This is a genomic window from Pseudomonas sp. MS01C9, from assembly GCF_058202755.1.
Genome location: NZ_CM177073.1, coordinates 148481 through 161839, shown reverse-complemented (window position 1 = coordinate 161839; position 13359 = coordinate 148481). Strand labels below are relative to the sequence as shown.

13 protein-coding genes are annotated in these 13359 nt (G+C 62.9%); 2 read left to right on the top strand and 11 right to left on the bottom strand.

The features are described from left to right. Window position 1: 1 nt before the first annotated feature. From lpdA to AC1M7R_RS00710, 4 genes are read right to left on the bottom strand one after another with little or no spacing between them, the layout of a single operon-like run. Window positions 2-1387 (bottom strand): dihydrolipoyl dehydrogenase, encoded by a 1386-nt coding sequence (gene lpdA, locus AC1M7R_RS00725; protein WP_490610151.1) that lies wholly within the window; start codon window positions 1385-1387, stop codon window positions 2-4. Window positions 1388-1398: 11 nt separating this feature from the next. Continuing rightward, window positions 1399-2673: a dihydrolipoamide acetyltransferase family protein gene (locus tag AC1M7R_RS00720; RefSeq protein ID WP_123595952.1), complete on the bottom strand. Its 1275-nt coding sequence runs from the start codon at window positions 2671-2673 to the stop codon at window positions 1399-1401. Next, on the bottom strand, window positions 2674-3732 hold the full coding sequence (locus tag AC1M7R_RS00715; RefSeq protein ID WP_490610150.1) for an alpha-ketoacid dehydrogenase subunit beta: 1059 nt from the start codon (window positions 3730-3732) through the stop codon (window positions 2674-2676). A 1-nt stretch (window position 3733) separates the two neighbouring features. Next, window positions 3734-4969 carry a 3-methyl-2-oxobutanoate dehydrogenase (2-methylpropanoyl-transferring) subunit alpha gene (locus AC1M7R_RS00710; protein ID WP_072399003.1) on the bottom strand — a complete coding sequence of 412 codons (1236 nt, stop codon included), beginning with the start codon at window positions 4967-4969 and terminating at the stop codon, window positions 3734-3736. Window positions 4970-5160: 191 nt separating this feature from the next. Between AC1M7R_RS00710 and bkdR the strand changes: the two genes are divergently transcribed. After that, window positions 5161-5649, top strand: coding sequence for a Bkd operon transcriptional regulator BkdR (gene bkdR / locus AC1M7R_RS00705; protein WP_053157366.1), 489 nt, complete (start codon window positions 5161-5163; stop codon window positions 5647-5649). Between the two features lie 101 nt (window positions 5650-5750). On the opposite strand, the gene AC1M7R_RS00700 is transcribed toward bkdR, so the two are convergent. Continuing rightward, complete coding sequence (locus tag AC1M7R_RS00700) at window positions 5751-6614, bottom strand: MBL fold metallo-hydrolase (RefSeq protein WP_072399002.1); 864 nt, start codon at window positions 6612-6614, stop codon at window positions 5751-5753. A gap of 137 nt (window positions 6615-6751) precedes the next feature. Here AC1M7R_RS00700 and AC1M7R_RS00695 point away from each other — a divergent pair, with 137 nt between their 5' ends. Then, complete coding sequence (locus AC1M7R_RS00695; RefSeq protein ID WP_490610149.1) at window positions 6752-7552, top strand: sulfite exporter TauE/SafE family protein; 801 nt, start codon at window positions 6752-6754, stop codon at window positions 7550-7552. 41 nt (window positions 7553-7593) lie between these two features. Here AC1M7R_RS00695 and AC1M7R_RS00690 read toward each other — a convergent pair whose 3' ends face one another. From AC1M7R_RS00690 to AC1M7R_RS00665, 6 genes are all read right to left on the bottom strand, one after another. Continuing rightward, complete coding sequence (locus AC1M7R_RS00690) at window positions 7594-8463, bottom strand: aldose 1-epimerase (RefSeq protein WP_440776444.1); 870 nt, start codon at window positions 8461-8463, stop codon at window positions 7594-7596. A 138-nt stretch (window positions 8464-8601) separates the two neighbouring features. Then, entirely contained in the window at window positions 8602-9882 is a 1281-nt protein-coding gene (locus AC1M7R_RS00685) for a TRAP transporter large permease (protein ID WP_060741712.1), read from the bottom strand. Next, window positions 9882-10409, bottom strand: a complete 528-nt coding sequence (locus AC1M7R_RS00680; protein ID WP_440776445.1) for a TRAP transporter small permease — start codon at window positions 10407-10409, stop codon at window positions 9882-9884. The genes AC1M7R_RS00685 and AC1M7R_RS00680 overlap by 1 nt, the downstream gene beginning before the upstream one ends. A gap of 75 nt (window positions 10410-10484) precedes the next feature. Next, window positions 10485-11453, bottom strand: a complete 969-nt coding sequence (locus AC1M7R_RS00675) for a TRAP transporter substrate-binding protein (RefSeq protein WP_440776446.1) — start codon at window positions 11451-11453, stop codon at window positions 10485-10487. 56 nt (window positions 11454-11509) lie between these two features. Further along, window positions 11510-12415: an SMP-30/gluconolactonase/LRE family protein gene (locus tag AC1M7R_RS00670; RefSeq protein WP_072398996.1), complete on the bottom strand. Its 906-nt coding sequence runs from the start codon at window positions 12413-12415 to the stop codon at window positions 11510-11512. 45 nt (window positions 12416-12460) lie between these two features. Continuing rightward, on the bottom strand, window positions 12461-13282 hold the full coding sequence (locus tag AC1M7R_RS00665) for an NAD-dependent epimerase/dehydratase family protein (RefSeq protein WP_072398995.1): 822 nt from the start codon (window positions 13280-13282) through the stop codon (window positions 12461-12463). Window positions 13283-13359: the final 77 nt, after the last annotated feature.

The window sequence follows — 13359 nt, the reverse complement described above, 5'->3', positions numbered from 1 at the left end:
GCTACAGATGCAACGCATGCCCCAACGCCCGCAGCGCGGCTTCCTGCACCGCTTCGCCCAGGGTCGGATGGGCGTGGATGGTGCCGGCGATATCTTCCAGTCGTGCGCCCATTTCAAGGGACTGGCCGAATGCGGTGGACAGCTCCGAGACGCCGACGCCCACCGCCTGCCAGCCGACGACCAGGTGGTTGTCCCGCCGAGCCACGACCCGGACAAAGCCGCTTTTCGATTCCAGGGTCATGGCCCGGCCGTTGGCGGCGAACGGGAAGCTCGACACCAGGCAGTCCAGGCCGTCGGCCTTGGCTTCGTCCGGGGTCTTGCCCACGACCACCACTTCCGGATCGGTGAAGCACACCGCGGGAATGGCTGCCGGATTGAACTCCCGAGCCTTGCCGGCGATGAGTTCGGCAACCATTTCGCCCTGGGCCATGGCCCGGTGGGCAAGCATCGGTTCGCCGCTCAGGTCGCCGATGGCCCAGACGTTGCGCATGCTGGTCTGGCAGCGGTGGTCGACTTTCACGGCGGCGCCGTTCATCGTCAGGTTCAACGCTTCGAGGTTCCAGCCTTGGGTGTTGGGTTTGCGTCCGACCGCCACCAGCACCCGGTCCGTCTGCAGGTCCAGCGTGCCGCCTTCGGGGTCGCGCACTTGCAGGGCGCTGGCCTGGGCATCGAAACCTTCGACGCTGTGCTTGAGGTACAGCTTCACGCCCAGCTGCTTGAGCGCTTCGTGCACCGGTTGGGTCAGTTCCCCGTCATAGGCGGGCAGGATCCGCTCCCGGGCTTCAACGACGCTGACCTCGGCGCCCAGCTTGCGGTAGGCGATGCCCAGTTCCAGGCCGATGTAACCGCCTCCGACCACGACCAGGTGCCGGGGTATCGAGGTCGGTGCAAGGGCTTCGGTGGAGGAGACGATCGGCCCGCCAATGGGCAGCATCGGCAGGTCGACGCTTTTCGAGCCGGTGGCCAGCACCAGGTGTTCGCACTGGATACGGGTGTCGCCGACTTCGACGGTCTTGCCATCGACCACTTTCGCCCAGCCATGGATGACCTGGACCTTTTGTTTCTTCAGCAATGCCGCGACGCCGGTGGTCAGGCGGTCGACGATGCCGTCCTTCCATTCCACGCTCTTGCCGATGTCCAGGGAGGGCGGCGATACGCTGATGCCCAGGGCCGATCCCTGGCTGTGGTGACATGTCTGGTGGAACTGCTCGGCGACATGGATCAACGCCTTGGACGGAATGCAGCCGATGTTCAGGCACGTTCCGCCCAACGCCTGGCCTTCCACCAGGAGGGTCGGGATGCCCAACTGGCCGGCGCGGATGGCCGTCACGTAGCCGCCGGGACCGCCGCCGATGATCAGCAGCGTGGTGTTCAGAGTCTGTTGCATGCCTGCTCCCATTATTGATCCACGAACAGCGTTGCCGGTTGTTCGAGCAGGCCACGCAAGGCCTGGATGAATTGCGCCGCGTCCATGCCATCGACCACCCGGTGGTCGAAGGAGCTGGAGAGGTTCATCATCTTGCGGATCACGATCTGGCCCTTGATCACTACGGGCCGCTCGACGATTTTGTTGACGCCGACGATTGCCACTTCCGGCAGGTTCAGCACCGGGGTGCTGACGATCCCGCCGAGGGCTCCGAGGCTGGTCAGGGTGATGGTGGAACCGGACAACTCATCGCGGCTGGCCTTGCCGTTGCGGGCGGCCGTGGCCAGGCGCGCGATTTCCGTCGCGCTGTCCCACAGGCTGCGGGATTCGGCATGGCGCATCACCGGTACCATCAGGCCCACGTCGCTCTGGGTGGCGACCCCTACATGCACCGCACCGAAGCGCTGGATGACCTGGGCTTCGTCATCGTAGCGGGCGTTCATCTGCGGGAAATCCCGCAGGGCCACCACCAGGGCCCGCACCAGGAACGGCAGCAGGGTCAGCTTGCCGCGGCTGGCGCCGTGTTTTTCGTTCAGGTGGATGCGCAACTCTTCCAGGGCGGTGACGTCGATTTCCTCGACATAGCTGAAATGCGCGGCGCGCTGGGTTGCTTCCTGCATGCGCTGGGCGATCTTGCGGCGCATGCCGATCACCGGGATCTGCTGTTCGTCGTGGCGTTCGGCGTAGCTCGAACCGCCCTTGGCCGGGGGTGTCGAGCCCTGGGCCAGGTAGGCTTCCAGGTCTTCGTGCAGGATACGCCCGGCGGGGCCGCTGCCCTGCACCAGGCGCAACTGGATACCCAGGTCCAGGGCATGTTTGCGCACGGCCGGAGACGCCAGCGGCCGTTCGGCGGGCTCACGGGCCACAGGGGCCTGGGGCGCCGGGCGCGGTGCTGCGGCAGGTTTTTCCAGCGACGGTTCAGGTGCCGCCACCGGGGCAGGTTTCGCCGCCTGGGGCTGTGCCGGCGCAGCGAATGGCGCTGCCGACTCCTTGAGGTTGCCAGCGCCTTCCACTTCGATGCGGATCAGCTCGCTGCCCACCGCCATCACTTCACCCGGTTCACCGCCCAGGGCGATGACCCGGCCATGGACGGGCGAGGGGATGTCCACCATGGCCTTGTCCGTCATGACATCGGCCAGCACCTGGTCTTCGACCACCATGTCGCCGACCTTGACGTGCCACACCGACAATTCCACTTCCGCGATGCCTTCGCCGATGTCCGGCATCTTGATAACGTGCGTGCCCATTCAGACCTCCATGACCCGTTTCAATGCCGCGCCCACTCGGGACGGCCCTGGGAAATACGCCCACTCCTGCGCATGGGGATAGGGGGTGTCCCAGCCGGTGACGCGCTCGATGGGCGCTTCCAGGGAGTGGAAGCAGTGTTCCTGGACCAACGACACCAGCTCGGCGCCGAAGCCGCAGGTGCGGGTGGCTTCATGGACGATTACGCAGCGTCCGGTCTTTTTCACGGACTTGACGATGGTCTCCAGATCCAGCGGCCAGAGGCTGCGCAGGTCGATGACTTCGGCATCGATGCCGGTCTCTTCGGCCGCCACTTGGGAAACGTAGACCGTGGTGCCGTAGGTGAGCACAGTCACGTCCTTGCCCGGACGGGTGACGGCGGCCACGTCCAGCGGCACGGTGTAGTAACCGTCCGGAACCTGGGCCGAGGGGTGTTTCGACCACGGGGTTACCGGGCGGTCGTGGTGGCCGTCGAACGGACCGTTATACAGGCGCTTGGGTTCGAGGAAGATCACCGGGTCATCGTTTTCGATGGAGGCGATCAGCAGGCCCTTGGCGTCGTAGGGGTTGGACGGCATCACGGTGCGCAGGCCGCAGACCTGGGTGAACATCGCCTCGATGCTCTGGCTGTGGGTCTGGCCGCCGTAGATGCCGCCGCCGCAGGGCATGCGCAGGGTCATGGGCGCAGTGAACTCACCCGCCGAGCGATAGCGCAGGCGCGCCGCCTCGGAAATGATCTGGTCCGAGGCCGGGTAGACGTAGTCGGCGAACTGGATCTCGGCCACCGGCCGCAGCCCGTAGGCGCCCATGCCCACCGCCACGCCGACGATACCGCTTTCGGAAATCGGCGCATCGAACACCCGGGAGGTGCCGTACTTGCTCTGCAGGCCTTCGGTGCAGCGGAACACGCCGCCGAAGTAACCCACGTCCTGGCCGAACACCACGACGTTGTCGTCGCGTTCGAGCATCACGTCCATGGCCGAGCGCAGGGCCTGGATCATGGTCATGGTGGTAGTGGTCATGGCGGTGTCCAACGCAATATTGTTGTTGTGATCGTTCATGTCAGATCCCCAACTGCTGACGCTGGCGCTTCAAGTGCTCCGGCATCTCTTTGTAGACGTCCTCGAACATGGTGGCAGCGCTTGGAATCTGCCCGCCGGCAAGGGTGCCGTACTGCTCGGCTTCCTTCTGCGCGGCGATCACTTCGGCTTCCAGTTCGGCGGTAACCGCCGCATGTTCCTCTTCGGACCACTGGCCGATCTTCACCATGTGCTGCTTGAGGCGGGCAATCGGATCGCCCAGCGGGAAGTGGCTCCAGTCGTCGGCGGGGCGGTACTTGGAGGGATCGTCGGAAGTGGAGTGCGGGCCGGCGCGGTAGGTGACCCATTCGATCAGCGCCGGGCCGAGGTTGCGCCGGGCGCGTTCGGCGGCCCAGCGGGAGGCGGCATAGACAGCCATGAAATCGTTGCCATCGACCCGCAGCGAGGCGATGCCGCAACCGACGCCGCGTCCGGCGAATGTGGTGGCTTCACCCCCGGCGATGGCCTGGAAAGTGGAAATCGCCCACTGGTTGTTCACCACGTTGAGGATCACCGGGGCCCGATAGACATGGGCGAAGGTGAGGGCGGTATGAAAGTCCGACTCGGCGGTGGCGCCGTCGCCGATCCAGGCCGATGCGATCTTGGTATCGCCCTTGATCGCCGAGGCCATGCCCCAGCCCACGCCCTGGATGAACTGGGTGGCGAGGTTACCGGAAATGGTGAAGAAACCGGCGTCCTTGACCGAGTACATGATCGGCAGCTGCCGGCCCTTGAGCGGATCGCGCTCGTTGGACAGCAACTGGCAGATCAGGTCCACCAGAGGGACCTCCCGGGCCATCAGGATGCTTTGCTGGCGGTAGGTGGGGAAGCACATGTCGTCGATGTTCAGCGCCAGGGCCTGGGCACTGCCGATGGCTTCCTCGCCGAGGCTCTGCATGTAGAACGACATTTTTTTCTGGCGCTGGGCGACCACCATGCGGTTGTCGTAGATCCGCGTCTTGAGCATGGCACGCATGCCCTTGCGCAGGATCTCGAGGGGGATGTCTTCGGCCCATGGACCGTGGGCATTGCCCTGGTCGTCGAGTACGCGGATCAGGCTGCGGGCCAGGTCGGCGGTATCGGAGGGCTCAACGTCGATGGACGGTTTGCGCACCGTGCCGGCATCGCTCAGGTGCAGGTAGGAGAAGTCGGTCTTGCAGCCGGGACGGCCCGTGGGTTCGGGGACGTGCAGGCGTAGCGGTTCATACGCTGGGTTCATGGCTTTCTACGCTCGATCTTGTGAATTTCTTGTAGTGGGCGCGCTAGCTGACAGCTCTCCTGGATAAGGAAAATTGTCCTACAACAATCATAGGCTCGACGCAGAAGAATATTTTTCTCTGTTGGCTTGCTGTTCAGGTTATTTGCAGATAAAAAATCTGCACAACGATAAAAATCAGGAATATCTGTCTCATGCGTAAACTGGATCGCACCGACATCGGCATCCTGAACAGCCTTCAGGAAAACGCCCGTATCACCAACGCCGACCTGGCCCGTTCGGTCAACCTTTCACCGACGCCGTGCTTCAATCGGGTCCGGGCCATGGAGGAGCTGGGGGTCATCCGCGAGCAGGTCACGCTGCTGGATGCCGACCTGCTGGGCCTGCATGTCAACGTGTTCATCCATGTCAGTCTGGAGAAGCAGGTGGAGGAGGCGTTGCAGCATTTCGAGGAGGCCATTTCCGACCGGCCCGAGGTGATGGAATGCTACCTGATGGCGGGCGACCCGGATTACCTCATCCGCGTACTGGTGCCGACGATCCAGGCCCTGGAGCGGTTCATGATGGACTTCCTGACGAAGGTCCCGGGGGTGGCGAATATCCGCTCCAGTTTTGCCCTCAAGCAGGTGCGCTACAAGACGGCGCTGCCGTTGCCGGCCAATGGCTTGACCTTGGGAACCTGAAAGTCGAAGGATCGCTGCCTTCGGCAGTTCCTGCTGGGGAGGTTTGCTTGTCTGATGGATCATTGTTGCTGACCCACTGCCATCGCGTTCAGTACAAGCTTCTAAAGCTGATTGAGCGGAATCTTCAGGTACGTCACGCCATTGTCCTCGGCCGGCGGCAGGTTGCCGGCCCGCACGTTCACCTGGATCGCCGGCAATAGCAGCGTCGGCATGCCCAGCGTTGCATCCCGCTGGGTACGCATGGCGACGAACGTGGCCTCGTCGATGCCGTCGTGGACGTGAATATTGTGCTGGCGCTGCTCACCCACGGTGCTCATGCAGTGCGGTTCGCGGGTGTCCGGAGGGTAGTCGTGGCATACGTACAGCCGCACGCTGGCGGGGAAGGCCAGCAGTTTGCGAATCGAGGCATAGAGGTGGTGGGCGTTGCCTCCGGGAAAGTCGCAACGGGCGGTGCCCACGTCCGGCATGAACAGCGTGTCGCCCACCAGGATCGCATCGCCGTCGATCAGGTAGGCCATGTCCGCCGGCGTATGGCCGGGCACGTGCAGGGCCGTGGCCTTGAGATTGCCAATGAAAAACCCTTCGTCGGCGGCGAACAGGTGATCGAACTGGGAGCCGTCGACGGCAAACTGCGGTTCAAGGTTGAACAGCTTCTTGAAGACCTGCTGGACCTCGCCGATGGCCTGGCCGATGGCGATCTTCCCTCCCAGCACCTTGCGCAGGTAAGGCGCGGCGGACAAGTGATCGGCGTGGGCGTGGGTCTCCAGCAGCCATTGCACCGTCAACCGGTGTTCGCGCACGAAAGCGATCACCCGCTCGGCCTGAACGGTGCCGCTGCGGCCCGAGGCCGGGTCATAGTCCAGCACCGGGTCCACCACCGCGCATTGCCCTCCCTCGTGTTCATAGACGACGTAGGTATAGGTCTTCGAGGCGGGGTCGAGAAAGCTCTGGATCTGCGCGGGCATGACAGCGAACCTGTACGGGAAGAAGCGGTTGCAACGCTTGAGGTTTACAACATATGGTCCGCAGCTTAGTGAGGGCCGAGGCGTCCTGCAAATGCGATCGCACCTGACAACAGGTGTGCGTGGCTTGAGAGAGTTTTATGGTTCTGGCAGGTTTTTCTGGCGTGCTCATGGGGGTGATCCTCGGACTGACGGGGGCCGGTGGTGGAATCCTGGCGGTCCCGGCACTGGTGCTCGGGTTGGGCTGGAGCATGACCCAGGCCGCGCCGGTGGCGTTGCTGGCGGTGGGCAGCGCCGCGGCGGTGGGGGCCATCGACGGGCTGCGCCATGGCCTGGTGCGTTACCGGGCGGCGATGCTGATCGCCTTGCTCGGCGCGGTGTTTTCGCCGCTGGGGATCCATATGGCCCACCGGCTGCCGGAAAAAGTCCTGATGATCCTGTTCGGCCTGCTGATGGTGCTGGTGGCTGCGCGCATGTTGCGTGGAGAAACCGCGCAACCGGGGCCCAGCGATCACGGCGCGGCCAGTTGGGGCCAGAAGAACTGCATGCTCGATCGCCAGACCGGGCGCCTGGCCTGGACGCCTCGCTGCACCGTTACGCTGTCGGCTTTGGGGGCGGTGACGGGCCTGGTATCGGGGTTGCTGGGCGTGGGCGGTGGTTTCCTGATCGTACCGGCGTTCAAGCAACTGACCGACGTGCAGATGCGCGGCATCGTCGCGACGTCCTTGATGGTCATCAGCCTGATTTCACTGATTGGCGTGGTGGGGGCGTTTCATGCCGGGGTGAGCATCGACCGGGTCGGCGCGGTGTTCATCGCGGCAAGCATCGTCGGGATGATGCTGGGGCGGCGCCTGGCGGCGAGGGTCCCGGCCCGGGTGCTGCAGGTGGGGTTCGCCGGGGTTTGCCTGGGGGTGGCGGTGTTCATGTGGGTACGGGCGTAGCGGTCACGCACCAGATCCTCGGCCCCAATCGGGGAATGGGGTTATAGCAACCTGCACTGCATCGAGAACTGCATCGCCATCGATTGCCCCTGCTCCAGCAGGCGCAACCCGGGACGTCCGGGCAGGTGATGGGCGTTGACCGGATGGCTGACCGGTTCGAAGCAAAAGAAGTCCAGGCCCACCGGGCAGTAGAGCAGGAAGTAATCGCTGCCGCTGGCCCGGCACTCCAGCGTGTAGCCCAGGTCTGGCTGCTGGATCAGGCAATGCCCGTCCCAGCCACCGAAGCCATTGTCCACCAGGGTGTCCGGCAGCAAGCGGGCCTCGCCAAAATCCCAGTGTGCGGGGAGGTCGATCAGTTCCGTCGGCAGTTTCGTGGCGTCGCACAGCCAGGCTTGGGTTGCGCGGGTTTTCAGGCGGGTGGCGGCGGTGCGCGGGAAGTACGGGTGCAGGCCCAGTCCATGCCACGCCGGCTGTTTCGCTGTGTGGGTGACCAGCATCGCGATCTGCAACTGGCCGCCGTTCAGGCCGATGCGCAGACTGGCCCGGTAACCGAACGGATGTCGGGAGTCGAGTTGCAGCAGGGCTTCGTGGGCGCTGTGTTCGATCACCTGCCACGGTTGCTGCCAAGCACTGCCATGGATCGGAAACGGGTCGTTGGGGCTGTTGGCATCCAGGGCGAGCCAGCCGCCGGGGCAATCGAAGCCGCCCTTGGCGATCCGGTTCGACCAGGGGATCAGTGGGAAGCCCCCCAGTTTGCCTGGCAGGCCATTTTCCAGCGCCTGGGGCGCGGGAGGGCGCAGCAGGGGCGCACCGGTGCCACGCACGGTCCACTCAACGAGACTGGCACCCAGATGTGGGGCCAGGGTGAGGCGGGTCAGTTCGTCTTCGAGGTGCAGAAGAGGTGGGGTCATGGTGGTGTTGGTCTGCTGAACTGGAATGGGTGTTACAGAGTTTTTTGTGCGAACGCTGGTGTGGTGAGGGGATAAATCCCCTCGCCACAACATTCTCTGCCCCAGGTGAATCCCCTGATCACCAGGGATTTGTCATTCTTACAACACCAGATGCGGCAACCACAGCGACAGCGCTGGAACGTAGGTCACCAGCATCAGCACCAGGAACAGGACGGCATAGAACGGCAGCAGCGCCTTGACGGTGCTTTCGATACTGACTTTGCCGATGGCGGAGCCGACGAACAGCACCGCACCCACTGGCGGCGTTATCAGCCCGATACCCAGGTTCACCAGCATGATCATGCCGAACTGCACCGGATCGACGCCGATGCCTACGATCACTGGCATCAGGATGGGTGTCAGGATCAGGATCAGCGGCGCCATGTCCATCACAGTGCCCAGCAGCAGCAACATTACGTTGATGCACATCAGGATCACGTAGCGGTTGTCCGACAGGGTCAGAAACATCGTGGTGATCTTCGCCGGAATCTGCATCAGCGTCATGATGTAGCCGAAGCTGGCGGCGAAGCCGATCAGGATCATCACGATGGAGATGGTGCGCACCGTGCGATGCATCAGTTTCGGCAGTTCACGCCACTTGTAGTCGCGGTAGATGAACATGGTCACGAAGAATGACCACAGCACTGCGATGGCCGCCGATTCGGTGGCGGTGAAGATGCCCGACAGGATGCCGCCGAGGATGATCACCATCGCCATCAGGCCCCACAGGGCTTCGCCGACGATTTTCAACGCCTGGCGCATCGGGATCACTTCGCCCTTGGGGTAGTTGCGCTTTTTCGCGAAGATCAGGCACAACACCATCAGGCACGCGCTCATCAGCAAGCCCGGTACGATGCCCGCCATGAACAGTGAGGCAATCGAGACCGTGCCGCCTGCGGCCAGGGAGTAGAGCACCGAATTATGGCTTGGCGGGGTGAGCAGGGCTTGTACCGAACCGCTGACCGTAACGGCGGTGGAGAAGTCCCGCGGATAGCCCTTGCGTTCCATTTCCGGAATCAGCACCGAGCCCACCGACGCGGTGTCGGCCACCGACGAACCGGAGATCGCGCCGAAGAAGGTCGAAGCGACGATGTTGACCAGAGACAGGCCGCCGCGCACGAAACCCACCAGCACACCGGCGCAGGCCACCAACCTACGGGACATGCCGCCTTCGGCCATGATCGCGCCGGCCAGGACGAAGAATGGAATGGCCAACAAGGAGAACTTGTTCACCCCGCCCGCCACCTGGATCATCACGGCCTGGAACGGGATGTCGATCCACCATGCGCCGATCAGTGCGGCCGCGCCCAACGCATAGGCGACCGGCATGCCGATCAGGATCAATACGATAAAACTGCCCAGCAGAATCAGAGCGTCCATTAAGCGGCACCTTCACTTTCTTCAACTAGATCGAATTGCACGACCCGACGTTTGCTCTGGTCACCGAGTATGAGTTTTTCCAGAACGAAAATCAGCGTCAGCAAGCCGCCCAGGGGAATCGGCAAGTACGTGATGCCAACCCGCAGGCCGGGCAGGGAAGCCATGAACTGGTTCCAGGTGGACATGCACAGCTTGAAGCCCCAGACCGTCATGAAGATGCAGATCAGACCCATGAGCACCTGGGAAAAAACCGACGCCGCGGATTTCAGGTGCGGTGGCATACGGTCGGTGAGCATGGCCACGGCCATGTGCGCACCGGCGCGATAACTGGCGGCGGCGCCAATGAAGGTGAACACCATCATCAGCAGGATCGCCGTGGGTTCCGGCCAGCTTGAGCCGGAACCCAGCACGTAGCGGGCGAACACACCCCAGGGAATCATCAGGGAAATCGCCAGAACGGAAAGGCCGGCGACCCAGATGCACGTCATGTAGATCTTATCGTTGATACGCAGCAGCAAATTCTTCATCGGGTTCCACCGTAACCGGGCACGCCTTGGACATCAGGCGCGCCGGGCCTTTTCATGAGTACAGAATGGGAGGCGTTACTGGACGGCTTCGATACGCTTGATCAGGTCGGCATAGGGCGCGCCGTACTTGGCCCGAACGGGTCCGGTGGCGTCGTAGAAAGGTTTCTTGTCGACAGTGATGAACTCGACACCCGCGGTCTTGAGTTTTTCTTCGCTGGCGGCGGATTTCTGGTCCCACAATGCGCGCTCTTCGGCCTGGGCAGCCTTGGCGGCTTTTCTGACCATCGCCTGTTGATCCGGGGTCAGTTTTTCCCAAGTGATTTTCGACATCACGATCGGTTCTGGCAGGATCAGGTGACCGGTGAGGCTGTAGTACTTGGCGTTCTGGTAGTGGTTGTGTTCGAGCAGGGTCGGCGGGTTGTTTTCCGCGCCGTCGATCACGCCGGTCTGCAGAGCGCTGAAGATTTCACCGGTGTCCATCGCGATGCCGTTGGCGCCCATGGCGTTCATCATCTCGATGAACATCGGGTTGCCTTGCACACGAATCTTCATGCCCTTGAGATCTTCCAGCTTGCGCACCGGCTTCTTGGTGTAGATGTTGCGCGTACCGCCGTCCATCCAGGCCAGGGCTACCAGGCCGAACTCTGAATTGGTGATTCGATCCAGAATTGCGTCCCCCACTTCTCCATCGATGACGGCGCGCATGTGAGCCTGGTCTCGGAAAATGAATGGCATGTTGAACACGTTCACATCTGGCACCACAGGACCGACGATGCCCAGGCTGACTCGAGACATCTGGATCGCGCCGACTTGCATCTGCTCGATGACTTCTTTCTCGGAACCCAGTACACCCCCCGGGAAGTATTTGAAGGTCAGTTCGCCGTTGGTCTCCTTGGTCAGCGTCTTGCCCATGTTTTCCTCGGCCACCACGGTCGGGTAACCCTTGGGATGGATGTCGGCGATCTTGAGTTCAAGGGCATGCGCCGCCTGGGCCAGGAAGGCCAGGGGCAGGGCCGCGATCAGAAGCGTGCGTTTGAAATTCATGGTCAGTCTCCAGTGTTGTTGTTTTTATGGCTCATCCAGTAAAGCGGTGCAGCAAGTCAGTTCGCGGCGTGTTTCAACCCTCCGAATGCGGGTTCGGCCAGGCCCTTGACGCCAGGGTTCAACGCGAACACACCCCCGGCGAGGGATTGGGGATCGCTGTCGTCGCCAGGGCGGATCGAGGTGACGAAGAGGGTGTCGAGGCGGCTGCCGCCGAAGGCGCACATGGTCGGTTTCTTGACCGGCACTTCCAGCGAGCGGTCGAGGCGCCCATCCGGGGTGAAACGATGGATCAGGCCGGCATCGTTGGCGCAGATCCAATAGCAACCCTCGGCGTCCACTGCCGCGCCGTCCGGGCGACCGGCCAAGGGCATCATGTCGACGAACAGGCGCCGGTTGGTAGGCGTGCCGCTGTCGATGTCGTAGTCGAAGGCCCAGATCTGCTGGATCAGCGGATGCGAGTCTGAGAGATACATCGTGCGCCCGTCCGGGCTGAAGCCCAGGCCGTTGGGTACGATGAAACCGCTCAGTTGCGCCTCGACCGGGCTGCGTTGCCCGGCTTCAAAGCGGTACATCCTGCCTTCGGCGACGTTGGCGCCCATGTTCAGCACCATGCTGCCGGCCCAGAAGCGACCCTGGCGGTCGCAGCGGCCATCGTTGAGGCGCATGTCGGGGCGGCTGTGTTCGACGTTGGCGCACAACTCGCTGTCCAGCGTGTCGTCGTCATTGGGGTGCAGGCGAAAGAAGCCGCTTTCCATGCCGGCCACCCAGCCGCCGTCCTGGTGGCGGGCGATACAGGCAAGCATTTCCGGAGTGTTCCAGCCCTTGAGCTGGCCAGTCCCGGCGTTCCAGCACTGCAGGCCGCCGCTGGGGATGTCCACCCAGTACAGGGCGTTTTCCTCGGGGACCCAGACCGGGCTTTCCCCGACGGCGTTGCGTGCATCGACAATCAATTCGGCTTGCATGGTGATTCCCTTGTGGCGTTCGTATCCCATGGAAAAACAGACGAATCAGTCATCGAACGGGCCGGCCGCCACGAAGGCGCCGCCCTGATAGATCCTGGCCGGATCGTCGGCGGCCGGCATGGGTTGCGCCTCGACCTTGGCCCGGAAGATTTCAGAGCTGTCCTTGGGTTGATAGCCCAGGTGTGCGGCGTGGCTGTTGTCCCACCAGACATCACGGTTGGCGGACATGCCATACACCACGGTATGGCGTACGCTCGGGGTGTAGAGCGAGCATTCGATCAGTTGGGTCAGGTCGTCGTAGCTCAGCCAGGTGCTCAGCATCCGGCGATTCTGCGGCTCCGGGAACGACGAGCCGATGCGGATGCTCACGGTCTCGATGCCGTAGCGATCGAAGTAGAAACTGGCCATGTCTTCGCCGTAGGACTTGGACAGGCCGTAGTAGCCATCCGGGCGGCGAGGGGAGAGGGCGTCGAGGGGCTCGTCCTGCTTGTAGAAACCGATGACATGGTTGGAGCTGGCGAAGATGACTCGCTTGACGCCGTGCTTGCGGGCCGCTTCGTAGATATGGAACACGCCGCTGATGTTGGCGCCGAGGATTTCTTCAAAGGGGCGCTCGACCGATACGCCGCCGAAATGCAGGATGGCGTCGACGCCTTCCACCAGTCGGTGCACTGCCTGCTTATCGGACAGGTCGCAGAGCACCACTTCTTCGCTTTCGTCGATGGCCGGCGCCATGTTGGCGATATCCGACAGGCGAATATGCCGCGCGAAAGGCTTGAGGCGCTCGCGCAGCACTTTGCCCAGGCCGCCGGCGGCACCGGTGAGCAACAGGCGATTGAAGGGATGGCGAATGGTTGTCGTAGTCATGAAGTTACCTGAGCAAACAGTGAGAGGTATCAGTTGTTATAAGTTGTCGTACGACCTAGGGCGAATATCCTTATCCT

Bases quoted from the DNA above. Each gene is read 5' to 3' on its own strand.
- AC1M7R_RS00695 (WP_490610149.1), top strand. From the start codon at position 6,752: ATGGTTCTGGCAGGTTTTTCTGGCGTGCTCATGGGGGTGATCCTCGGA.
- AC1M7R_RS00680 (WP_440776445.1), bottom strand. From the start codon at position 10,409: ATGAAGAATTTGCTGCTGCGTATCAACGATAAGATCTACATGACGTGC.
- AC1M7R_RS00715 (WP_490610150.1), bottom strand. From the start codon at position 3,732: ATGAACGATCACAACAACAATATTGCGTTGGACACCGCCATGACCACT.
- AC1M7R_RS00670 (WP_072398996.1), bottom strand. From the start codon at position 12,415: ATGCAAGCCGAATTGATTGTCGATGCACGCAACGCCGTCGGGGAAAGC.
- AC1M7R_RS00690 (WP_440776444.1), bottom strand. From the start codon at position 8,463: ATGACCCCACCTCTTCTGCACCTCGAAGACGAACTGACCCGCCTCACC.
- lpdA (WP_490610151.1), bottom strand. From the start codon at position 1,387: ATGCAACAGACTCTGAACACCACGCTGCTGATCATCGGCGGCGGTCCC.
- bkdR (WP_053157366.1), top strand. From the start codon at position 5,161: ATGCGTAAACTGGATCGCACCGACATCGGCATCCTGAACAGCCTTCAG.
- AC1M7R_RS00665 (WP_072398995.1), bottom strand. From the start codon at position 13,282: ATGACTACGACAACCATTCGCCATCCCTTCAATCGCCTGTTGCTCACC.
- AC1M7R_RS00700 (WP_072399002.1), bottom strand. From the start codon at position 6,614: ATGCCCGCGCAGATCCAGAGCTTTCTCGACCCCGCCTCGAAGACCTAT.
- AC1M7R_RS00710 (WP_072399003.1), bottom strand. From the start codon at position 4,969: ATGAACCCAGCGTATGAACCGCTACGCCTGCACGTCCCCGAACCCACG.
- AC1M7R_RS00720 (WP_123595952.1), bottom strand. From the start codon at position 2,673: ATGGGCACGCACGTTATCAAGATGCCGGACATCGGCGAAGGCATCGCG.
- AC1M7R_RS00675 (WP_440776446.1), bottom strand. From the start codon at position 11,453: ATGAATTTCAAACGCACGCTTCTGATCGCGGCCCTGCCCCTGGCCTTC.
- AC1M7R_RS00685 (WP_060741712.1), bottom strand. From the start codon at position 9,882: ATGGACGCTCTGATTCTGCTGGGCAGTTTTATCGTATTGATCCTGATC.